The organism is Sphingobium chungangianum (assembly GCF_977014255.1).
The window spans coordinates 596,154-618,343 of sequence record NZ_CDRNIV010000006.1 but is presented as its reverse complement, the minus strand read 5'-3'; the positions used below and the strand labels follow the sequence as shown (position 1 = coordinate 618,343).

Annotated in this window: 22 protein-coding genes and 1 pseudogene; 2 read left to right on the top strand and 21 right to left on the bottom strand. The window is 63.0% G+C overall.

Features of this window, described 5'->3' with window-relative positions; all coding sequences use genetic code 11:
- Positions 1-3: 3 nt before the first annotated feature.
- The 16 genes and pseudogenes from ACWNC0_RS10030 to ACWNC0_RS09955 form a co-directional block, all read right to left on the bottom strand.
- The gene (locus tag ACWNC0_RS10030; protein WP_449471349.1) at positions 4-942 is read right to left on the bottom strand and encodes a cell division protein FtsQ/DivIB; all 939 of its coding nucleotides are present in this window, start codon (positions 940-942) and stop codon (positions 4-6) included.
- Positions 935-1,894 carry a D-alanine--D-alanine ligase gene (locus ACWNC0_RS10025; RefSeq protein WP_449471348.1) on the bottom strand — a complete coding sequence of 320 codons (960 nt, stop codon included), beginning with the start codon at positions 1,892-1,894 and terminating at the stop codon, positions 935-937. Before ACWNC0_RS10025 ends, ACWNC0_RS10030 begins: the two co-directional genes overlap by 8 nt.
- Before the next feature lie 100 nt (positions 1,895-1,994).
- Positions 1,995-2,885 (bottom strand): UDP-N-acetylmuramate dehydrogenase, encoded by an 891-nt coding sequence (murB, locus tag ACWNC0_RS10020; protein ID WP_449474593.1) that lies wholly within the window; start codon positions 2,883-2,885, stop codon positions 1,995-1,997.
- A gap of 49 nt (positions 2,886-2,934) precedes the next feature.
- A complete protein-coding gene (gene murC, locus ACWNC0_RS10015) occupies positions 2,935-4,353 on the bottom strand; it encodes a UDP-N-acetylmuramate--L-alanine ligase (RefSeq protein ID WP_449471346.1) in 1,419 nt (472 codons plus the stop codon).
- Between the two features lie 64 nt (positions 4,354-4,417).
- Complete coding sequence (gene murG, locus ACWNC0_RS10010) at positions 4,418-5,584, bottom strand: undecaprenyldiphospho-muramoylpentapeptide beta-N-acetylglucosaminyltransferase (RefSeq protein ID WP_449471344.1); 1,167 nt, start codon at positions 5,582-5,584, stop codon at positions 4,418-4,420.
- Positions 5,581-6,783, bottom strand: coding sequence for an FtsW/RodA/SpoVE family cell cycle protein (locus ACWNC0_RS10005; protein ID WP_449471343.1), 1,203 nt, complete (start codon positions 6,781-6,783; stop codon positions 5,581-5,583). Before ACWNC0_RS10005 ends, murG begins: the two co-directional genes overlap by 4 nt.
- A 33-nt stretch (positions 6,784-6,816) precedes the next feature.
- Complete coding sequence (gene murD / locus ACWNC0_RS10000) at positions 6,817-8,142, bottom strand: UDP-N-acetylmuramoyl-L-alanine--D-glutamate ligase (protein ID WP_449474592.1); 1,326 nt, start codon at positions 8,140-8,142, stop codon at positions 6,817-6,819.
- A gap of 1 nt (position 8,143) precedes the next feature.
- Positions 8,144-9,217, bottom strand: a complete 1,074-nt coding sequence (gene mraY, locus ACWNC0_RS09995; protein WP_449471341.1) for a phospho-N-acetylmuramoyl-pentapeptide-transferase — start codon at positions 9,215-9,217, stop codon at positions 8,144-8,146.
- A complete protein-coding gene (locus ACWNC0_RS09990; RefSeq protein WP_449471340.1) occupies positions 9,217-10,596 on the bottom strand; it encodes a UDP-N-acetylmuramoyl-tripeptide--D-alanyl-D-alanine ligase in 1,380 nt (459 codons plus the stop codon). The genes mraY and ACWNC0_RS09990 overlap by 1 nt, the downstream gene beginning before the upstream one ends.
- The gene (locus ACWNC0_RS09985) at positions 10,593-12,035 is read right to left on the bottom strand and encodes a UDP-N-acetylmuramoyl-L-alanyl-D-glutamate--2,6-diaminopimelate ligase (RefSeq protein ID WP_449471338.1); all 1,443 of its coding nucleotides are present in this window, start codon (positions 12,033-12,035) and stop codon (positions 10,593-10,595) included. Before ACWNC0_RS09985 ends, ACWNC0_RS09990 begins: the two co-directional genes overlap by 4 nt.
- Position 12,036: 1 nt before the next feature.
- The gene (locus ACWNC0_RS09980) at positions 12,037-13,749 is read right to left on the bottom strand and encodes a peptidoglycan D,D-transpeptidase FtsI family protein (protein WP_449471336.1); all 1,713 of its coding nucleotides are present in this window, start codon (positions 13,747-13,749) and stop codon (positions 12,037-12,039) included.
- Positions 13,749-14,399, bottom strand: coding sequence for a colicin transporter (locus tag ACWNC0_RS09975; RefSeq protein ID WP_449471335.1), 651 nt, complete (start codon positions 14,397-14,399; stop codon positions 13,749-13,751). Before ACWNC0_RS09975 ends, ACWNC0_RS09980 begins: the two co-directional genes overlap by 1 nt.
- The gene (gene rsmH / locus ACWNC0_RS09970) at positions 14,396-15,361 is read right to left on the bottom strand and encodes a 16S rRNA (cytosine(1402)-N(4))-methyltransferase RsmH (protein WP_449471334.1); all 966 of its coding nucleotides are present in this window, start codon (positions 15,359-15,361) and stop codon (positions 14,396-14,398) included. The genes ACWNC0_RS09975 and rsmH overlap by 4 nt, the downstream gene beginning before the upstream one ends.
- The gene (locus tag ACWNC0_RS09965) at positions 15,358-15,855 is read right to left on the bottom strand and encodes a division/cell wall cluster transcriptional repressor MraZ (RefSeq protein ID WP_449471332.1); all 498 of its coding nucleotides are present in this window, start codon (positions 15,853-15,855) and stop codon (positions 15,358-15,360) included. Before ACWNC0_RS09965 ends, rsmH begins: the two co-directional genes overlap by 4 nt.
- Before the next feature lie 471 nt (positions 15,856-16,326).
- On the bottom strand, positions 16,327-16,632 hold the full coding sequence (locus ACWNC0_RS09960; RefSeq protein ID WP_449471330.1) for a hypothetical protein: 306 nt from the start codon (positions 16,630-16,632) through the stop codon (positions 16,327-16,329).
- A gap of 40 nt (positions 16,633-16,672) precedes the next feature.
- Positions 16,673-17,667: pseudogene (locus tag ACWNC0_RS09955) on the bottom strand (cysteine synthase A).
- A 185-nt stretch (positions 17,668-17,852) separates the two neighbouring features.
- Here ACWNC0_RS09955 and ACWNC0_RS09950 point away from each other — a divergent pair.
- Both ACWNC0_RS09950 and ACWNC0_RS09945 read left to right on the top strand, forming a co-directional pair.
- Positions 17,853-18,767, top strand: coding sequence for a cell wall hydrolase (locus tag ACWNC0_RS09950; protein ID WP_449471328.1), 915 nt, complete (start codon positions 17,853-17,855; stop codon positions 18,765-18,767).
- A gap of 344 nt (positions 18,768-19,111) precedes the next feature.
- Positions 19,112-19,240 (top strand): entericidin A/B family lipoprotein, encoded by a 129-nt coding sequence (locus tag ACWNC0_RS09945; protein WP_196225439.1) that lies wholly within the window; start codon positions 19,112-19,114, stop codon positions 19,238-19,240.
- 54 nt (positions 19,241-19,294) lie between these two features.
- Here the strand turns inward: ACWNC0_RS09945 and tatC are convergent, their stop codons facing one another.
- Genes tatC through ACWNC0_RS09920 form a run of 5 tightly spaced genes read right to left on the bottom strand, consistent with a single transcriptional unit; the run spans position 19,295 to position 22,187 of the window.
- The gene (gene tatC, locus ACWNC0_RS09940) at positions 19,295-20,089 is read right to left on the bottom strand and encodes a twin-arginine translocase subunit TatC (RefSeq protein WP_449471326.1); all 795 of its coding nucleotides are present in this window, start codon (positions 20,087-20,089) and stop codon (positions 19,295-19,297) included.
- On the bottom strand, positions 20,086-20,511 hold the full coding sequence (gene tatB / locus ACWNC0_RS09935; RefSeq protein WP_449471324.1) for a Sec-independent protein translocase protein TatB: 426 nt from the start codon (positions 20,509-20,511) through the stop codon (positions 20,086-20,088). The genes tatC and tatB overlap by 4 nt, the downstream gene beginning before the upstream one ends.
- A 31-nt stretch (positions 20,512-20,542) precedes the next feature.
- Positions 20,543-20,785, bottom strand: coding sequence for a twin-arginine translocase TatA/TatE family subunit (locus tag ACWNC0_RS09930; protein ID WP_196225436.1), 243 nt, complete (start codon positions 20,783-20,785; stop codon positions 20,543-20,545).
- Positions 20,786-20,814: 29 nt separating this feature from the next.
- Complete coding sequence (gene scpB, locus ACWNC0_RS09925; RefSeq protein ID WP_449471322.1) at positions 20,815-21,405, bottom strand: SMC-Scp complex subunit ScpB; 591 nt, start codon at positions 21,403-21,405, stop codon at positions 20,815-20,817.
- Positions 21,405-22,187: a segregation and condensation protein A gene (locus ACWNC0_RS09920; protein WP_449471321.1), complete on the bottom strand. Its 783-nt coding sequence runs from the start codon at positions 22,185-22,187 to the stop codon at positions 21,405-21,407. Before ACWNC0_RS09920 ends, scpB begins: the two co-directional genes overlap by 1 nt.
- Between the last annotated feature and the right edge of the window lie 3 nt (positions 22,188-22,190).

The following is a 22,190-nucleotide window of genomic DNA, read 5'->3' as shown; positions in this document are numbered from 1 at the left end:
GCGTCAGCCTTCCTCGCCCTGAGGCGCGGCGGGAGCATTGACTTCGGCTTTATCGCTCACCTGGTTCTGCGGCAGACGCAGGATGAAGCGATCCGGGTCGCGCATGTCGAACTTCACGATGCCTCGACCCAGCAGGCGGTTAACGCCGTCCATGCGCGCGAAATTGACGAGCGCGGTCGCAGAGGCCCTGTCTCCTTCCGGCAGCGAAAGGGTTTCGCCGGACTGAAAACGCAAATCCCAGCGGCGGTTCCCGACCCAGGTCGCACCGGCCAGCATGGGCTTCAGCGCGGGCGCATTTTCCATAAGCTTGTTGAGGCCCGCAGTCTGGCGATTGGCATCGGGGCCGACGACCAGCGGCAAGTCGGGCATCGCATCCGTAGACACCGATTGAAGCACGACGCCCTGGACGTCGATCAGGTGCAACTGCCCATCATGCTGCCACACAGCGACCGGATCGCGCTCCACGATATCGACCACCAGCGTGTCCGGCAGGCGCCGCGAAATGCGCGCGTCCTTGACCCAGCCGAGCTTCAGCATTTCGTCGCGGACCTTGGGCAGGTCGAGCGACAGCATGGAGCGGTCCACCTGGCCGAGCGCGATATTATAGACTGGCAGTTCGTCCATTCGTTCGACGCCGCGCACTTCGACCTTCTGAACCTCGAAACCGGCATTGGCTGCGACCTCCGCCGCCTTCTGCCCGGCCATTGCCGGCACGCCCAGCAGCATGGCGATGCCACCGGCTGCGGCGACGACGATGCCAACTATGGCCCAGCTCGCCATGCGTTGCAGCGTGTCTTCGCTGACTGGAAGTGCATGAAGCATGCGACCAAACCAGGAACGACGCTTGCCCGGCTTGCCCCGCCCCGATCCATTACGGCCGCGAGGTCCACCCGCACCCGTCAGACGCGCCGTGCCTCCCCGCCGGATGCGTGCTTCAGCCATGCCCTGCCCCCTTAGCGCCCTGTTTCTGCATCAGCGCATCCTCGACAATACGCTCGACCAGCTCGGCATAGTCAATGCCCAGTTTCGCCGCCTGCTCCGGCACGAGGCTGAGCGGCGTCATGCCGGGCTGGGTGTTCACCTCCAGAAGGTAGAGCCCCTCTACCCCTTGCGTATCGTCCCAGCGGAAATCGGATCGCGAAGCGCCCTTGCAGCCCAGCAGTTGATGCGCGCGCAGGGCGATGGCCTTGCACGCTTCGCCGATGTCATTCGGAATTTCGGCCGGGCAGACATGCTCGGTCATGCCGTCGGTATATTTGGCGTCGAAATCATAAAAGCCGCTCTTTGGACGGAGTTCCGTCACGAGCAGCGCTTCATCGCCCAGAACGGCGGTGGTTAGTTCCCGGCCCCGGATATAGGGTTCCGCAAGGAGCTGGTCGAAATGCTGCCAGGGGCCTTCCACATCGCGGCCGATGGGCGAACCGTAATTGCCGTCCTGCGTTACAATGGCGACACCGACGGAGCTGCCTTCATTGACGGGCTTCACCACATAGGGACGCGGCAGGGGATCGGCTTCGAACAGGCTGGCGCTGTCGATGATGTGGCCGCCGGGCATCGGGATGCCGTGGGGCACCAGCGCCTGCTTGGTCAGTTGCTTGTCGATCGCGATCACAGAGGTGGCGAGGCCCGAATGAGTATAGGTGAGACCCATCAGGTCCATCATGCCCTGTACCGTGCCATCCTCGCCCGGAACGCCATGAAGCGCGTTGAAAACGACATCCGCTTTGGTTTCAGCGAGACGGGCGGCGACATTGTGGTCCATGTCGATCCGCGTGACCTGATGCCCGCGCGATTCCAGCGCCTTTGCGACGCCCTCGCCGCTCATCAGCGACACTGGGCGCTCGGCGGACCAGCCTCCCATCAGGACGGCGACATGCCAGGGGCCACGGGTCATTGGTAGAACTCCAGAACAGAAATATTCGTCATCCCAGCGAAAGCTGGGAAGGAGGAAGGAGATCCCAGCTTTCGCTGGGATGACGGGCGGGTGGGGCGGATCACTTCTTCACCCCCACCCGCTGGATTTCCCATTCAAGCTCGACGCCGCTCTTTGCCTTCACCCGGCGGCGCACTTCCTCGCCCAGTGCTTCAATGTCCGCGCTGGTGGCATCGCCAAGGTTGAGGAGGAAGTTGGTATGCTTTTCCGAAACCTGAGCGCTACCCAATTGCAGTCCCCGGCAACCCGCCTCATCGACCAGAGCCCAGGCCTTGTGACCGTCCGGATTCTTGAAGGTCGATCCGCCGGTCTTGCTGCGGAGCGGTTGGCTTTCCTCTCGCGCTGCGGCGATGCGGTCCATTTCGGCCTGAATAGCGGCAGGATCACCGGGACCACCCCGGAACAGGGCGCTGACCACCACCGCCCCTTCGGGCAGGCTACTGTGCCGATAGGTATAGCCCAAGGCGTCGAGCGGCAGCGTCACCCGCTCGCCGGAGCGCAGCACTACGTCGCACTCGACCAGAATGTCGCAAGTCTCGCGCCCATAGGCGCCGCCATTCATTCGCACGAAACCGCCCACCGTGCCGGGGATCGAGCGCAGGAACTCAAGCCCTGCAATGCCCGCATCCCGCGCGGTCGAGGATACGAGGATGCCGGACGCCCCTCCCCCACAGCGGAGCGAGGTGGCGTCGATCTGCTCAACCTTCGCGAAGGGTTTGCCCAGACGCACGACGACGCCCGGAACGCCTCCGTCACGCACGATCAGGTTGGAGCCAAGGCCAAGCGCCATCACCGGGACGGCTGGATCAAGATGGGCGAGAAAGTCCGCCAAATCCTCAGCATCCTTGGGCTCGAACAGCCACTGTGCGACGCCGCCCGCCTTGAACCATACGAGCGGAGCCAGCGGGGCGTCAGCCTTCAGCGACCCGCGAACCGGAGGAAGGGGCGCCACTGTCGTGGTCAACCCAATGCTCCCGGCGCCAAGGTTTGATACCGACTCATCAAGCGGCTTTCGCCGCGACGGCTGTGGCCAGACCTGCGGCCCATTTGGTGATGTCACCCGCGCCAAGGCAGATGACCATGTCGTCAGCCTGAAGATCGTCAGCGATTACGCGGGCCAGATCGTCCGCGCCCTCGACCGTCGCAGCGTGGCGATGCCCCCGACGCTTCAGACCCGCGACCAACTCAGCGCTATCCACGCCTTCGATCGGCTGCTCGCCCGCCGGATAGACCGGGGCCGCATAGACGATGTCGGCGTCGTTGAACGCCTGCTGAAATTCATCCATCAGGTCGCGAAGGCGGGTATAGCGGTGCGGCTGTACCACCGCGATAACGCGGCCCTTGGCACCCTCGCGCGCGGCCGCCAGCACGGCCTTTATCTCGACCGGGTGGTGGCCATAATCGTCGATGACGGTCGCGACCCCCTGTCCCGTCGGAATCTCTCCGACTTTAGTGAAACGACGCTTCACCCCGCCAAACTTCGCAAAGCCCGTCTGGATCGTCGCATCATCAATGCCCATTTGCAGCGCCACACCGATCGCCGCCATGGCGTTCAGCACGTTGTGGCGGCCGGGCATCGGCATTTCGATCCCTTCGATCCGGCGGAGCGAACCGTCGCGCTCGCGGATTTGCACATCGAAGCGGTTGCCGCCGGGGATCGGCTGCACATTCTCGCCGCGAATATCGGCCTGCGCCGAGAAACCATAGGTGACGATGCGACGGTCCTGCACGCGCGGCAGGATCGCTTGCACCTCTGGATGATCGAGGCAGAGCATCGCGGCACCATAGAAGGGCACATTTTCGACGAACTCGACGAAGGCGTCCTTCACCTTGTCGAAGCTGCCATAATGGTCGAGATGCTCGGGATCGATGTTGGTGACGACCGCCAGCGTGCCGTCGAGGCGGAGGAAGCTGCCGTCGCTCTCATCGGCCTCGACCACCATCCAGTCGCTCTTGCCGAGGCGGGCGTTGGAGCCGTAGCTGTTGATGATGCCGCCGTTGATGACGGTCGGGTCCACCCCGCCAGCGTCGAGCAGTGCCGCGACCATTGAGGTGGTCGTGGTCTTGCCATGCGTGCCCGCGACCGCGACGGTGGATTTGAGCCGCATCAGCTCCGCCAGCATTTCTGCACGGCGAATGACGGGGACGCGCTTTTCCAGCGCCAGATCAACTTCGGGATTGCCCTTCTTGATCGCGGTCGAAGTCACGACCACGGCGGCATCGCCCAGATTTTCGGCCTTGTGGCCGATCATCACGTCGATGCCCTTCTTGCGCAAACCTTCGACGACATAGCCCTCGGCCACGTCGGACCCTTGAACCTTGTAACCCAGATTGTGCATCACCTCGGCGATACCGGACATGCCGATGCCGCCAATGCCGATGAAATGGATCGTGCCGATGTCGGTGCCGACACCCTTCATGCCTTAATCTCCGGGAAAACTCCGTCATTCCCGCGCGAGCCGGGATGACAAAGGGGGTTCATATTCATGCAGGGACGCCCTGCAAATTCAGGCTGGTCGGGATCGGCCCGACCTTCAAAGGATCGTTCATGATCGGCGCGGGGCCGATGCTTTCCAGCAGGTCGGCCATGTCACGCGCCGCATGGGGACGGCCGCAGGCACGAGCGCGCTTGGCTGCGTTCTGAAGCGCGCCGGGCTCCATCGCCATCTTTTGCATCTGCTTGGCGAGTTCCACGGCGGTGAAGCGCGACTGCGGGATAGTCCGCGCGCCACCCGCTTCCGTCATCTCCCGCGCGTTGACCGTCTGATGGTCATCCATCGCGCTCGGCAGCGGGACAAGGATCGCCGGGCGCCCCGCGCAGGTAAGTTCCGCCAGCGTCGATGCTCCCGCGCGAGCGATCACCAGATGCGACCAGCTGAGCTTTTCCGGCACATCGTTGAAATAGGTCGCCAGGTCAGCGGGAATTTCCAGGTCGGCGTAGAAGCGCCGAACCCGCTCGATATCCTCGGCCCGGCATTGCTGCGTCACCTGCAAACGACGGCGCAGGCTGAGCGGCAACATGCCAAGGCCGTCCGGCACAACCGACGAAAGAATGCTGGCACCCTGACTGCCGCCGATCACGAGCACGCGGAATACGCTCTCGTCCGTCAGCGCCGGAAACTCCTCGTCCCGCAGCGCCTTCACTTCCTCGCGGACCGGATTTCCGACCAAATGGACCTTGCCCGCATATTTGTCGCGCAGGCGCTCGACCTTCGGGTAAGCCGTAGCAATCGCATCGACGCGGCGGGCGAGGAAACGGTTTACGCGGCCTAGCACGGCATTCTGTTCGTGGATGGCGGTCGGGATGCCATCCGCCAGCGCGCCCAACAGCGCAGGCATGGCGGGATAGCCGCCAAAGCCGACGACAGCGGTGGGGCGGAAGGTCTCGTTGAGCCGGCGGGCCATGGCGCGGCCTGCAAGGATGGCCTTAAGCGCGCCCAGCCAGCTTTTCGGGTTCTTGGTCATGCGGCCAGCAGGCAGGACATGGACCTGCGCGCGATCGAAGATGCCCGGGATCTTGGCGCCGCGCTCATCCGTGACCAAAGCGACATGGTGGCCGCGCGCCATCAACTCCTCGGCCACAGCATGCGCCGGAATCATGTGACCGCCCGTCCCACCCGCGGCGAGGACGAAGTGACGGGAAATGCTCATCGACCACTCCATTTGACGACGGTATGCCGCCCCATGAAGGGATTGCGCCGTGTGAACGCAAGCAGCAGGCCGACCCCGATACAAAGGGCCAGCATAGAGGAGCCGCCATAGCTGATAAAGGGCAGCGTCATGCCCTTCGAAGGAAATATCTGGGCATTGACGCCCATGTTGATGATCGCCTGCAACCCGAACTGCGTGGTAAGGCCCGCTGCCGCCAGGATCGTGAAATTATCATCCTCGTCCAGCATGCGCAGCAGCACGCGGACGACGATCGCCAGATAGACGCAGGCGATGCCGATGCAGGCGAGGAGGCCGAACTCTTCACCGATCACGGAAAAGATATAGTCGGTATGCGCTTCGGGCAGGCGGAATTTCTCCTGGCCGCCGCCCGGCCCCACCCCCGTGAATCCGCCATGGGTGATCGTGCGGAATGCAAGTTCGGTCTGGTCCGGACCCGTGTCCTGCGCGACGCCGATGCCCAGGAAGTCATTGATGCGCTGACGGCCATTTTCGTAGAACATGTACATGGCGATCAGGCCAGCCAGCGCCACGCCACCCATCATGCCGATGAACCGCATCGACACACCGGACAGCAGCAACAGGCATCCCCAGCATGCAAGAAAAATGACCGTCTGGCCGAAGTCGGGCTGCTTCATCAGGATCGCCGCGATCAACAGCGTCAACACGCCGGTCAGCGGAATGACCGGCAGGGACATGTCCTTGCCCCGCAGCGAAAGCAGCCAAGCCATGGAGACGACATAGACAGGCTTCAGGAATTCCGAGGGCTGAAAGCGAAATCCGGGCAGATCGATCCAGCGCCGCGCGCCGTTAACGGTTGATCCGAGGACCGGCACGCACAGCAACATCACGATGAAGAAGGCCGTCATGAACATGGCCAACCGCCGGGCCTGCTGACGGGGCAACATCGATATGACCAGCATGATCGGCAGGCCGATGAAGACCCACATAAGCTGGCGATAAAAATAGATGAGAGGCGTGACGGACACGCTGCTGGTCGAACGGTCGATCGCCGCCACGGGCGAAGCTGCCGCGACCGCAACCAGACCGATCGCCATCAGGGCGACGATCAGCGACAATAGGACGCGGTCAATTTCCCAGAACCAGATGGCCAGGGCCGTGCGCTCGCGCGGAACGGTGCGGTTCTTGAACCCCTTCACCAGTTCGCCTGCCCTGAACATTGTAATCGCCCCTTCTGCGCCCCTGCGCCGCCCTTAGCCGTCCAGGGCCCCTTCTTCCAGCGCCGCGACGGCCGCGACGAAGGCATCGCCTCGCGCCTCGAAATCCCGGAATTGGTCGAAACTGGCACAGGCTGGCGAAAGGAGCACGACGTCACCCGGCTGTGCTAGACGCGCCGCGCGGCGAACGGCGGCCGATAGCATCTCACTATCATCCACCGCCATATGATCTTTGAGCAGATCGGCGAACATATGACCCGCTTCACCGATGGTATAAGCGGCCGCGACATTGCCGAACCATGGCGCGCATTCGTCCAGATTGTCTGTCTTTGCCAGCCCCCCCACGATCCAGTGCAGGCGCGGGCGGCCATCGACGGGCGGATAGGCTGCGAGCGCGGGCGCCGTCGAGGCCGGGTTGGTCGCCTTGCTGTCGTTGACGTAAAGAACGCCGTTCAGTTCCTTCACGCGCTGCATCCGGTGCGGCAGGCTGGCATAGCTTTGCAGCGCGGCCTCGATCGTCGCTTCATCGATGCCCAGCGCGCGCCCGACGGCGAGGGCTATCGCTGCGTTCTGCGCGTTGTGCGGTCCCTGAAGCGACGGCCAGTTCGCCTGCGCGGCGGGATCGATGTCCCCAGCCTTCACCTCTACCCGCCGAGCGCCCGGCTGAGCCGCGATGGATCGGCTCGGTTCATCCTCCGTCGCGATCACCGCGACATGGTCGGGCGACTGCATGCCGAACAACCGCGCCTTGGACGCGACATAGCCTTCAAAGCCATTATAGCGATCGAGATGATCCGGCGTGATATTGAGCAGCACGGCAACATCGCAGTCCAGGCTCTGCGTCAGGTCAATCTGATAGCTCGACAGTTCCAACACATAGATGCCGCCCTCCGGCAACGGCTCCTGCCCTAAAATCGGCAGGCCTATATTGCCGCCCATGCGGGTCGGGATGCCTGCTGTCTCTATGATGTGGTGAACCAGCGCCGTCGTAGTCGACTTGCCGTTGGTGCCAGTAATACCGACCACCCGATGTGCGGGAAGTGTTGGACGGGCGAGCGCAAACAGCTCGATGTCGCCGATGACGGGGACGCCGGCGAGCTTGGCATGCATGGCAATCGGATGCTTGTTGAGAGGCACGCCGGGGGAAACGACAACGCCGTCAAAGCCCGCGAGATCGATCTCCAGCGGGTCCGCAAGTTCGGCCTTGTCCGCGACAGCCGCGCGCGCTTCGTCCCGATTGTCCCAGGCGACAACGCGTGCACCGCTGGCCACAAGCGCCTCTACGGTCGCCAGTCCGGACCGCGCCAGGCCAAGGACCGCATATGTTTTGCCAGCGAAGGCGGAGGAGGTAGAGTCATCCAGCTCACCGCAGCTTCAGCGTAGCGAGACCGGCAAGGGCCAGCACGAAGGAGATGATCCAGAAGCGGATCACGACCGTCGGTTCGGCCCAGCCCAACTGCTCGAAATGATGGTGGATCGGCGCCATCTTGAACACACGCTTGCCCGTGCGCTTGTAGAAGAAGACCTGGATGATCACGCTCATCGCCTCGACCACAAACAGTCCGCCGATAACGCCCAGCACGATTTCATGATGCGCGGTCACCGCGATCACGCCGATGGTGCCGCCCAGCGCGAGGCTGCCGGTATCGCCCATAAAGACGGCGGCGGGAGGGGCGTTGAACCAGAGGAAGGCTAGGCCCGCGCCAATGATCGCACCGCATAATATGGTGAGATTGCCCGCGCCCGGCACATGCGGGATGCCAAGATAGGCCGCAAAGTCCGCGCGGCCGACCAGATAGACGATCGCCATGAACGCCATGCAGGCGATGATCACCGGCATGGTCGCAAGGCCATCGAGACCATCGGTCAGGTTCACAGCGTTGCCGAACGCCACGATCACGAATGCGGCGAAGAGGAAGTAGAAGGGGCCAAGCTCGATCGCCGGGCCATTGTAGAAGGGCAGGTAGAGCGCCGTATTCCCGTGCTGGTTGACGATCAACCAGGCGGCTATGCCCGCAATCAGGAACTCGAACGCCAGGCGCATCTTGCCCGACAGCCCCTTGTGGCTGGCCTTCGTCACCTTGTCATAATCATCAAGGAAGCCGATCGCGCCGAAACCCAGCGTCACGAACAGGCAAGCCCAAACATAGATGGATGACAAATCCATCCAGAGCAGCACCGATGTGATCATGGAGGTGAGGATCATCAGCCCGCCCATGGTCGGCGTGCCGCGCTTTGCCAGATGGGTCTGCGGACCATCATCACGGATCGGCTGCCCCTTGCCCTGCCGCACCCGCAGCCAGCCGATAAAGCGCGGACCCAGCACAAGGCCGATGATGAAGGCCGTCGCGATCGTCGCACCCGCACGGAAGCTAAGATAGCGGATGAGGTTGAAAACCCCCGCGAAATCCATGGTCTGGGCGAGCCAGTAGAGCATTAGTTCCTATGTTCCCCAAGCGCGGCGACCAGGCGCGACAGGCCGATGCCGTTCGAGCCCTTGACCAATATGGCGTCGCCAGCGCGCATTTCCGTCCGAATAAGATCGGTGGCCGCCGCCGTATCCGGCACATGATCAAAGGCCAACGGCTGACCGTGCAGCGCCTCAGCCAGCGGTTTCATTTCATCGCCCACTAGAATGGCGTAGTCGACCTGACCGGCGGCAAGCGGCTCGGCAAGTCCGGCATGGAGTTCGTGGCTGCGATCGCCCAATTCCCGCATGCCGCCCAGCACGGCGATGCGGCGGCTCGCATTTTCCCTGCCTAACTGCTTGAGCGTAGCGGCCATGCTCAACGGATTGGCATTGTAGCTTTCATCGATCAGCAGCGCTTCGCCGCCCGTGACCGCGACAGACCGCCGCTCGCCACGGCCCGGCAGGCCCGGCATTTCAGCGAGCGCCAGACCCGCAGCAGCCAGATCGCCGCCCAAGGCTTCGACCGCCGCCAGCACGGCCAGCGCGTTGGAAACCCAATGTTCGCCGGGCGCACCCACGGTGAAGCAGAGTTCGGCGCTGGGCAGCGTGGCCGTTACCAATGTGCCGCCGTTCGCCGCCGGAACCATGTCACGCGCGCGCACATCGGCCTCTTCGTCAAAACCGAAGGTCAGGATGCGGGAGGCATGCTGCTCTGCCTTTGCGTAGAGCGTCGCGACATGCGGGCTGTCATAGGGGATGATCGCCGTACCGTCGGGCTCAAGCCCTTCGAATATCTCCGCCTTGGCCTGCGCGATCTTCTCTTCGGTGCCGAAAAATTCGATGTGCGCCGGGGCGATTGCGGTCACGATGGCGACATGCGGCCGCACCTGCCGCGTCAGCTGCGCCAGTTCACCGGCATGGTTCATGCCCATTTCGAACACGCCAAAGGCCGACGCACGGGGCATGCGCGATAGGCTGAGCGGCACGCCGACATGATTATTGTAGCTCTTGACCGAACGATGCACCTGACCCGGGCAGATGCGGTCCAGCGCCTGGAACAAGGCTTCCTTGGTGCCCGTCTTGCCGACTGACCCCGTGACCCCGACCACCTTGCCCTGCATGCGCGTACGCGAAGCGCGACCCAGCGCTTCCAACGCAGCGGCACTGTCGGCGACCAGTATATGAGGTTGAGAAACAGGCTCGCTGACGATCGCGCCAGCGGCGCCCTGACCGAAAGCCTTGTCGATGAAATGATGGCCGTCCGTCGTCTCGCCCTTCATCGCGACAAACAGGTCACCGTGGGTTACCTCGCGGCTATCGAAGGCGACGCCCGAAACGGCGAAGGGTGCCGAAGCGGCACCCCCTGTAGCCTGCGCTATTTCCTCGGAAGTCCAAAGCTCGCTCACCCAGCGCACTCCCGGGCAACAGTGACATCGTCGAACGGCAACACCCGATCGCCGATGATCTGCCCCTGTTCATGCCCCTTGCCCGCGAGCAGCACGATATCATCCCCACCGGCCCGCGCAATGGCGGCGGCGATCGCGGCGCGGCGACCACCGATCTCCTCCGCGCCCGACGCCCCCGCCATGACGGCGGCGCGAATGGCGGAAGGATCTTCCGAACGGGGATTATCATCGGTGACGATGACATGATCAGCCAACTCTGCGGCAACCTTGCCCATCTGCGGGCGCTTGCCAGCATCGCGATCGCCGCCAGCGCCGAACAGCGCGATCAGCTTGCCGCGCGTATGGGGGCGCAGCGCTTCAATCGCGGCGCGCAGTCCATCGGGCGTATGCGCATAATCGACATAGACGGGGGCGCCCGCCTTGGTGATCACCGCCCGCTCCAGGCGACCGCGCACCGGCTGAACCCGGCTCAACAGTTCCAGAACCTTCGCCACATCCTCGCCGCCTGCGATGACGAGCCCAGCGGCAGTCAAGGCGTTCGCGGCCTGATAGGCGCCGATCAGCGGCAGATTGACCTTGTAGAGCTTACCCTCGGCCTCGACTTCCAGCGTCTGGCCCAACTGGGTCGGGGTGCGGTTGGCAAGGCGCAAAGCCTGCCCCTGCACCCCGACGCTCAGCACACGAAGCCCCCGCTTCGTAGCTCGCTGGATGACCTTGTCGGACCATGCGTCATCGGCCCAGACGACGGCCGCGCCGTCGGGCGCGACCACCTCATCGAACAGCCGCATCTTGGCGTCGAAATAGCTGTCCATGTCGCCATGATAATCGAGATGGTCGCGCGACAGGTTGGTGAAGGCGGCCGCGGACACCGGCAGTCCTTCCGTCCGATATTGCGCAAGGCCATGGCTCGACGCTTCGAAGGCTGCGTGGGTGACGCCCTCGCGCCTCAGCCCCGACATGTTGGACAGGAAGGTAACGATGTCCGGCGTCGTCAGGCCCGTCGATACCTGATCGACTGATGTGGTGACGCCGAGCGTCCCGATCGAAGCGGAATGATGGCCGAGCATCCGCCATAGCTGGCGGGCCAGTTCCACGGTCGACGTCTTGCCGTTGGTGCCGGTGACGGCAACGGTTACTTCCGGGAAGGGCGCGAAATAGCGAGCGGCGAGCAAGGCGAAAAGGCGGCGGGGATTGTCATGGGCGATATGGACCGCCCCCTCCACCTTCGCCTCCGGCCGCGCGACGACCGCAACAGCGCCCGCGCGCACGGCGTCGGCAATAAAATCCTCGCCATTCACCCGCAGTCCCTGGAAGGCGCCAAAGACCGTGCCCGGCGCAACCTTCCGGTTATCGATCGCGAAGCCCGACACCGAAGCGTCTAGCGGCGCCCCCGTGTCGAGCTTCACATCCAGCCCCTCGATAAGCGACCCGAGGCGCATCTCAATCCTTGTCCTTGTCTTGCCCAAGCAGGGGCATGAGGTCGGAAATATCGACGTCCCGCCGTTCGTCGGGCAGCACACCCAGCATCGGCGCAGTGCGTTCGATCACGCGCTTGACCACCGGTGCGGCCGTCCAGGCAGCCGTGCGCAGGCCGAAAGTCTGCGCGTTGCCCTTGGGCTCGTCCATCATCGTCAGCACGACGTAGCGGGGATTATCCATCGGAAATGCGGACGCGAAAGTCGTCACCAGTGAACTCTTATTGTACCGGCCTTCTTCAGGCTTCTCGGCGGAACCCGTCTTGCCGCCCACCCGGAATCCCTTGGCGTCGGCGCTGCGACCTGTACCTGCGGCGACGATCATCCGCAACAGTTGCCGCATCCGCGCGCTGGTGGCGGCCGAAAAGACGCGGTGGCCTTCGGGCACTTCATTGGCGTGCAGCTTGCGCAAGGTGGCAGGCCGCCAGATGCCGCCATTGACCAATGCCGCATAGGCGGCGGCAAGGTGCAGCGGCGTCACCGCGATGCCATGACCATAGGACACAGTCATCGTCGTTATGCGGCCCCAATTATAGGGCCAAATGCTCTTGGCGCGTTCTTTCAGCTCGATCGGCGCCCGCTGGTCGAATTGCAGGTTGCGGAACAGTTGCTGCATCGGCGCGGCGCCCATTTCATCGGCGATCCGTGCCGTTCCGATGTTGGAGCTGTGCACCAATATTTCCGGCACATTGATCCAACGGCCGAGCGCGTGGTCGTCCTTGATCTTGAACCCGGCCACCGCAAGCGGGGCGGTCGCGTCGTAGCGCTTCGCCATCGAAGTGACGACACCGCGATCCATCGCCTCGCCGATCGACAATGGCTTGAACGTCGAACCGAGTTCGTAGCGCGCCTGAACCATATGGTTGCAGAGTGGCGATTCGCTGCATTTCTTGCCAGCGTAATTCTGAAGCTTGTTGGGATCGAACACGGGGATCGACGCCATCGCAATCACTTCGCCGGTATTCACGTCCATGATGATGCCGCCCGCGCCCTTGGCATTTTGCGCGACCATCTGCGCGTAAAGCTCGCTCTCCAGCGCGCCCTGCACCCGGCTGTCGATCGAAATGGCAAAAGGCTGACCACGCAGCGCCGGATCGGTCAGCCGGTCATTGAACGCCGCCTCGACCCCCATGCCACCCTGCCCGTCGGCATTGGGCGCAAAGCCGAGGACATGCGCCGCCAGGCTGCGCTGGGGATACAGGCGTTCCTTCTCACGGGGAAATTCGATGCCGATCTCGCCCAGCGCATTCACCGCCGCCACTTCCTCGGGCAGCGCACGGCGGCGCAGATAGGCCCAACCCTTGCCGGTCAGCTTCTTGTAGAACGCCGCCTCAGGCTCATCGGGAAAAATCTCGTGCAGCTTGCGCGCAAGTTCGGCGGGCTCGCCGATCAGCTTCGACGGGCGCACCGCAATGGAATAGGCGTCCATCGTGCGGGCGAGTGGCACGCCATTGCGATCGACAATGTCAGCGCGGGCGGGAAGCAGGCCCGAAACGGCGCCATCGCCGCTTGCGCCATGCGCGAAGATGCCCACCCAGGTGAGCCGTAGAATCACCACCGCCGTGATCGCCATGAACAGGATCAGCAGCAACATCAGCCGGTTGTGCGCAACCGCAGTCAGATCAACCCGCTGCTTGCCCGCCCTGGCGCCGCCCGGCTGAACGATGATCGTCGCCATCAGCGCGCGCCTTTCTTGCGTTCGCGCGCCGCCTTGGCGCTGATGTCGCCGATGGTGCTGTCGTCAAGCAGCTTGGCATCCAGCATCGCCATCCGCTCCGCATGGCGAGCCACCGGATTGGGCTTCGACACGTCCGCATCGTCCTTCGCCTTTTCCGCAGGAGTCTTGGCGGCGGGCTTAGCAATCTTTTCGACATTGTCGGCCGCATGCGCTTCACGGATCACGGCGATATCGCTGCGAATTTGGGTAGCTGCGGGACTCGCCGGAGCGGCCTGCGGCGCAGATGGCAGGTCGGCAGGGCTTTCGACCATCGCCACCATCACAGGCGGCGCGACATAGTCGGGGCCGTTGGGCTGGATGCCATCCAGGTTAGCCAGCGCCCGCTCACCGCCAAGATATTGCTGCGCGGTCGGCGTCGCGTACATGAAATCATCCTGATTCCAGCGCTCCAGCTGCCGCATGCTCGCCCGCGCGCTGAATTCCGTTTCCAGATAACGGATGTCCGCCCGCGCCCGCGCGATCTGCGTCTGCACCTTCATCAGTTCATTACGCTCGGTCGCGACTTTCAGCGATACCAGATAGGCACCAAGCGCACCCAGCGCTACGAGCAGGATCCAGATCAGGCTCTGCAACCTCTTCACCGCAATCATGGGCGGGCGCTCCTGGAAGAACTTGGCTGAGAAATGGACGCTGATGTACGAACGGCGCTGCGCAGGGTCGCGGAGCGTGCGCGCGGGTTGCGGGCCAGCTCTGCCTCGCCGGGGCGAATAGCTTTGGCCGGTTTGTGAAAGGTGGGCTCGGCGGCGGCCTTGCGTTCCGGCAGGTGGCGCGATCCCGCGCCTTCCCCGCCGCTGCGCTGGCGCAAGAACTGCTTGACGATACGGTCTTCCAGGCTGTGGAAAGTCACCACGGCCAATCGACCACCCTCTTCCAGCATCGCTTCCGCCGCTTCCAGCCCACGCTCCAATTCTTCCAGCTCGCGATTCACATGGATGCGGATCGCCTGGAAGGTGCGGGTTGCCGGGTCCTTCTTGTCGTGCGGCTTGTGGCCCAGCGCCCGGCGAACGACGCTGGCGAGTTGACCGGTGCGCTCCAACGGGCGAGCCTCCACGATCGCGCGGGCTACCCGGCGCGAGCGCGGCTCCTCGCCATAGCGATAGAGGACGTCGGCAATCTCCTGCTCAGGGGCGTTGTTCAGGAAATCGGCGGCGCTCATCCCGTTCTGGCTCATCGTCATGGTGAGGGGGCCGTCCGCCTGAAAGGAAAAGCCGCGCTCCGGGCGATCGAGCTGCATCGAAGACACGCCGATGTCGAGCGTCACACCCGATACCGAGGCAATGCCGCGATCGCCCAGCAACTGCTCCATGCGGGAAAATTCCCCGGCGATCAGGGTGATGCCCTTCTCCTTCGCCAGCGCCTCGCCTTCCCGGATGGCGTCGGGATCGCGGTCGAAGGCAAAAACCTTCGCGCCCCGTTCCGCCATCGCACTGGAATAACCGCCCGCGCCGAACGTGCCATCAACATGAATCTCGCCGGGGTTGATGGCGAGGGCATGCAGCACTTCATTGAGCAGAACCGGGATGTGACGATCCAGATCGGCAGGAGCGGTCACTTGCCGTCCCCCGCCGTCCGCTGGTCCAGCCAGCGGCGCACCTTATTGCGGATCAATTCCGGACGATCCTTGCTGTCGACCAGCGTTTCCGGCTTCCAGATCTGGATGTAACGGCCAACGCCATAGAAGAAGACAGCATCGGTGATGCCATATTCATCCTTGATGTCGGGATGCATGGCGAAACGGCCGCCGTCGTCGAAATTCACTTCCTCGATCGTGCCGAGTCGGCGTTCAAGTTCCAGATCGGCATTATAGTCGCGGCCGTGCGCCCTTGCCTCGCGAGCCAGTTCCTCGACTTCGGTGAACAGGAAACGGCGATGCGATTCTCCAAAGCCCGTGGCGCAGGGGTTGTCGCCATGGACGGAGAGATACAGCCGCGTTTCGCCGCCGCTGGACAGCTTGACCTGCCGACGCATCTCCAGAGGCAGCACGAAACGGCCCTTGCCGTCCGCTACGCTGAACGCGTTGCCTGTAAAGAGAATGATTTCCGGCACGTGCGGACTGCTGCCCCTCTGTTCGCAAGGGCGCAGGCAGCCGCTCACCAACCCGCGTCATTGCGGCCCGGTGCGCAGGACTAGCAAAGCCTGACAAACCCCTATGCGAATTAGATACCAAGGGCCGGGGCACAAGAAAAGGGAAAAGTCGGGAGATTTTGGGAAATCCCGTTTTGTTCTGGTTCTATATCAATTTTCGCGCTCCTTGAGACGAGTTTGGCAAGGCAACACCTCCCCGCGTCAACAGCTTAACCGCGCCAAAATCGCTAATCCCAACATTGCCCAGAAAATCCCGCCGATCAGTGTCCTCGGCCCATACCGCGCGAAGCCACCCAGCCTCCAGCCCAGCATGACAGCGATTGGAACCGGGATCAGCGCGGGCCACTGAGCAGGACCGGCGCCGATCCCAGCCAAAGCATCAGGAATGTGCGTGGCGCCGCCTTCAAGCAATGCACGGCCCGGTTCGGACCTTCAGCGGCCGGATGGCTGTGGGTCGCGATCCATCGGCTTGCTCAGATTGGGGTCCGGCTGGAGATCCGGGACGATCGGCTGCTGTTCCGGCGCGGGCTGCACGCCCAGCTCCGCCAAAGGTTCCTTGGGCGCGACTGCATTGACGTCCAGGGTCGGCACGGTCGGCGGTGGCACCGCCGGATCATCGATCCGCGCCTTGTCGATCACGATATTCGCCAAACCTACGAGGAGCACCACGCCCGCCAGCCCCGTCAGGCCGATCTGGACACGCTGCAACCCTTCCTGTCGGCGGGGATGTTCAGCCATTAAGCGCTCTTTATCTTGTCGCCGCGACCCTTGTCGGCGATCAGCGATTGTGCGCGAGCCAGGGGAAGACCGTCAAGCCCTTCGCTTCCAGCCACTCACGATTGTAGAGGGTGGACAGATAACGGAAGCCTGTGTCGCACAGGATGGTGACGATCCGCTTGCCCGGCCCCAGCTCTCTCGCCAGCGCCACCGCGCCTGCGACGTTGATCCCTGAGGACAGGCCAAGACAAAGCCCTTCCTCCGCCAGCAATCGCTCGACCCAGTGCAGCCCTTCCTCATCGGAAATGCGGAACTGCGTGTCGATCGGCGCGCCTTCCAGATTGGCGGTAATACGGCCCTGCCCGATGCCCTCGGCCACCGACGACCCTTCCGCCTTCAACTCGCCATGGGCATAATAATTATAGAGCGCCGCGCCATAGGGATCGGTCAGCGCGATGGTGATATTCTCGTCATGCGCCTTGAGGCCGAGCCCGACCCCAGCGATCGTGCCACCAGTGCCCGCTGCACAAGTGAAGCCGTCGATCTGCCCCTCCAGCTGTAGCCAGATTTCCTCGGCCGTACCGACGATATGCGCCTTGCGATTCGCGATATTGTCGAACTGATTGGCCCAGACCGCATTCTCCGTCTCTTCGGCGATCCGGCGCGACGTGTGGACGAAATGACCGGGGTTGGAATAGGCCGCCGCAGGCACGGTCACCAGTTCCGCGCCCAGTGCGCGCAGCGTGTCCATCTTCTCCCGGCTCTGGGTCTCGGGCATGACGATGATCGTCTTATAGCCCTTCGCATTGGCTACCAGCGCAAGCCCGATGCCGGTATTGCCCGCTGTCCCTTCGACAATGGTGCCGCCCGGCTGCAACAGCCCCTTTCCTCCGCATCATTGACGATGAAGAGCGCTGCGCGGTCCTTTACCGACGCGCCGGGGTTGGCGAATTCGCACTTGGCGAAGATGTCGCAGCCCGTCTCTTCCGATGGGCCGGTAAGGCGTACCAGCGGCGTGTTGCCAATCAGGGCGAGGCTATCATTCTGAACCAGCATGTTCCCCGCATAGCGGAGCGGATGCACGCTTGCCAAGCAAGGGAATGCTCATCCACCCAAAGAGCCGTTTTCATTGCCGCACAAAGATCGCATCGGGCGGGAAGAAAGTGGCAAGGCTTTTGCGCTAAGGACGGGTCGTGCGGCACACCGCCGCGATGAATTTGTGAAAGCAGACGGCTTCAGACATGGCGCGCGCGCGATTATGGCATATGGCATTAGCCGCGCTGGCGGTGATCGCGCTTGCCTTGCCGCGCCTGATCACTGCCGCTCCGCTAGATATGCTGGCTGACGCAGCGTCACGCGATGCTGTCGCGGAAAAGCCGGGCGAAAATTTCCCCGGTTCTGCCTACTTCTTCGTTGACGGCATCTTTCAGGATTTGCCCGCTTCACCCGGCAACAGCCCACATGTCCTGAAGCTCGGCAACGTCGATGCCGCTCCAGCCGCAGCCTTTCGTGGGCAAACGCCGCTGGACAGCTACCGGGCAATCCACTGCCTGACCTCCGCCATCTATTATGAGGCGGGCAACGAACCCGAAGAAGGCCAGCGCGCCGTCGCTCAGGTTGTTCTCAACCGCGTTCGCAATCCGCTCTGGCCCCATAGCGTATGCGGCGTCGTCTATCAGGGGTCGGAGCGCACCGATTCCCTGTGTCAATTCACCTTCAGCTGCGACGGGTCCATGGGCCGGGCCAACCATGTGCAAAGCTGGACGCGCGCCCGCCGCATAGCGGAACAGGCGCTTGCGGGCCGTGTCTATGCCCCAGTGGGGCTCGCGACCTTCTACCACACGCTGGCAGTGCGGCCAGGATGGGCTGCATCGAAGCGCGCCGTCGCCGTGATCGGCGCGCACATCTTCTATCAGATGCCCGGATATAACGGCACGGAGGCGGCGTTTCGCACCCCCTATCCCGGCCGGGAATGGCAGTCCGGCCCTTCTGTTCGCGCTTGGCCGACGAGTCCACGCATCGCTGAGCGTTACGCCGAGCCCGTCGGTGCCGATGTGACAGCACCTATTATCGTTCCGCCCCCAGCGCCTCAGGACACACTCCCGCCGTCTACCATCCGGCCCGAATATAGAAATAGCGGACGGCCGCTCATCTGAAGAAGCCAGCGTGAGATATTTTCCCATGCATTCTCCAAATAGCTGATTTTGCTAGAAAATAAAAAATATAGCCGAATTGCAAAACAGCGGAACCAAATCTTGTGATGGAGGGTTCTGCATACCGGATAGCAAATCTTTTGCCCCCCGCTCTTGCTATCCAAAAAAACATGAGCCCGGAACGCATCTCCCCCCCCCCGACGCGTTCCGGGCTCAGATTTTTTGGGCCTTTTCCATTCAAAATCAGATATTTCCGGATGCGGAACGTATTTCGCGGCCGTGGGTTCTCCTCCTCAGCCGCTGGATAGCGAGGCTGTCCGGCTCGAGTTTTTTCCTAGGAGACGACCATGACCAAGAAGATCCTTGCCGCTCTGCTGCTTACCGGTTCGCTGATGGTGGCTGCATGCAACACCGTCGAAGGCGCTGGCAAAGACGTGCAGAGCGCTGGCGCGGCCGTGGAAGACGCGGCGAAGTAAGCAGCGTAAACAGGCTCCCACCCTTGCGGCCCGCCCTAATGGCGGGCCTTTTTTTTAGCTGGTGGAAGCGTCGGCTCCGTCCGCGGCTGCGACGGCAGCTTCCCGCGCCTGCTTGCGATCGGTGAACCAGATCGCGACGATCGTGATTTCGTAAAGCAGCAATAGGGGAATGGCGAGCATCAGCTGCGACACGACGTCGGGCGGCGTCAGTACGGCGGCGAGAATGAAGGCGCCGACGATCATATAGCGGCGCAGGCCAATCAACTGGGCGCGGGTGACGAAACCGGCGCGATTGAGCAGCATCAGCAGGACGGGCATCAGGAAGCTGATGCCGAATGCAAGGATGAACTGCATAACTAACGTAAGGTAGGCATCGGCGCTGGGGAGCGCCTCTACCTGAAGACCGCTGCTTTTTCCTTGGAATCCAAGGAAAAAATGGAACGCGGTCGGCATCACGATATAATAAGCCAGGCTGGCGCCCATCAGGAACAGCACCGGGGTCATCACCAGAAATGGCAGTAACGCCTTCTTTTCCTTGGCATAAAGGCCCGGCGCGATGAAGGCCCAAAGCTGGTTCGCGATGATCGGGAAGGAGATGCAGAAAGCGCCGAAGATCGCCACCTTCACCTGCACGAAAAAGGCCTCGTACAGCTTGGTATAGACCAGCCGCCCGCCCGCGTCGCCAAAGGCTTCCTTCAAAGGATGCACCAGAAAGGCGAAGAGCTTGTCGGAAAAATAGAAGCAGACCGCGCCGGTGATGAACAACGCCCATACGCATTTCAGAAGGCGCCCGCGTAGTTCGATCAGATGGTCGAGCAGCGGCGCCTTGGAATCGTCGATATCCTTCATGCCTGCGCGTCGCCCTTACCGGCCGGAGCGGACTGCGCCGCGATATAGGGTGGGCCGTCGGCAGCAGGAGCCGGAGCAACGGGCGCCGATTGCGCCACGAAGGGCGGCGGAGATGTGGTGGCGGCGGGCGCGGGATCGTTCGAAGAGGCCGGCAATGGCTCCATCGCGGGAGTGGCGGAAGCGTCGGCCGGATGTTCCTGCATGATGCGCCGGTTCTGATCGGCCCACTTCTTTTCCAGTTCTTCCACCTCGACTTCCCGCACCATGGCATCGATGCCGGTACGGAAATGGCGCGCCATTCCGCGCGCCTTGCCGACGATCTGCCCCACCTTGTACAAGGCGCGCGGCAAATCCTTTGGACCGATCACGACCACCGCGACGATCACGATCAGCAGAAGTTCGGTCGAACCGATATCGAACATGCGCGCCTACCGCTTGGGCGTGAAATGAAAATCAGGCCTTGGTCTTTTCTTCGGACGTGGCGGTCGGTGCGTCCTGTTCAGGAACACGATGTCCTTCGATCCGCGTAGCAGGCTTGGCGGGCGCGATGTCGTCGTCATCGTCGGCCATACCCTTCTTGAAGCTCTTGATGCCCTTGGCAACGTCGCCCATCAGCCCAGAAATACGGCCGCCGCCAAACAACAGCATGACCACCAGGAGAACGATGACCCAGTGCATCAACGAAAAGGAACCCATTTTAACTTTCTCCTGACAGTAAGCCCTTTCTAGGCTTCTTCCTCATCATTTTCCAGAACGGATTGAGCCCCCAGGCCCTCCAGCGCGAGATCGACGGGATCGAGCAATCCGGCAGCGCGCAGATCGTCCATGCCCGGCAGATCCCGGCGGCTGCTAAGACCGAAATGTGACAGAAATTCGTGCGTGGTGGCGTAAATCAGTGGACGGCCCGGCACTTCCCGCCTGCCCGCTGGCCGGACCCAGCCCGCTTCCATCAGCACGTCCAGCGTTCCCTTGGCCACCTGCACGCCGCGAATGGCCTCGACCTCCGCGCGGCTGACAGGTTCATGATAGGCGATGATGGCCAGCGTCTCCATCGCGGCGCGGGACAGTTTGCGAGTCTCATCCTTTTCCCGCCGCAGGATGTGGGCAAGGTCCGCCGCCGTCTGAAAATGCCAGCGCCCGCCGCGTTCGACGAGATTGATGCCGCGCCCGGCATAATGATCCGACAGCGCGGCAAGCACGGCGGCGATGTCCCCGGCATCCCCCACATGCTGCCGCAATTCGACGGTGGTCAACGGATGTTCAGCAACGAACAGGGCGGCCTCCACCGCGCGCATGAAATCGTCCGGTTCCTGCATTACAACAAACGTCCCCCACTTTGTTCGGGTAGCGCGGCGCGCAGGTAAATGGGCTCGAAAATACCGTCCTGCTGGATTTCCAGCCGCCCCTGCCGCGCCAGTTCCAGCGCCGCGACAAAGCTGCTGGCGAGCGCCGAACGCGCCATTGGCCCGTCCTGACCATCGGGCAGGAAGGATTCCAGCACCGTCCAGTCGATCGCCGACCCGACCAGCGCGCTGACACGCTGGATCGCTTCGTCGAGGGTCATGACCGGCCGAGCGACGACCATGTGGACGACGGGCTGCGTCCGCGCGCGCACCTGCCCATAGCATTGCAATAGATCGTAGAGGCTGGCGGCCCATTTCGCCTTGCGCACGAGGCGAAGCCCCTCCGGACGGGGGCGGACGAACACGTCCCGGCCGACGCGATCGCGCGCCATCAGGCGGGCACCGGCCTCTCGCATGGCCTGCAACCGCTGAAGCCGCAATTGCAGGCGCAGCGCGAGTTCGTCGGGGTTGGGATCAGGCTGGGCCTGCTTGGGCAGCAGCAGCGAGGATTTGAGGTAAGCGAGCCACGCCGCCATCACCAGATAATCGGCCGCCAGCTCCAGCTTCAGCTTCCGCGCGCCCTCAATATGGGCCAGATATTGTTCGACCAGCGCGAGGATAGAGATTTCCCGCAGGTCGACCTTCTGTGACCGAGCCAGCGCGAGGAGAAGGTCAAGCGGCCCTTCCCAGCTTTCGAAGCTGACGTTCAGCATGTCTTCGCGTGGCTGCGGCGGAGGGATGAAGAGGTCGTCCATGGT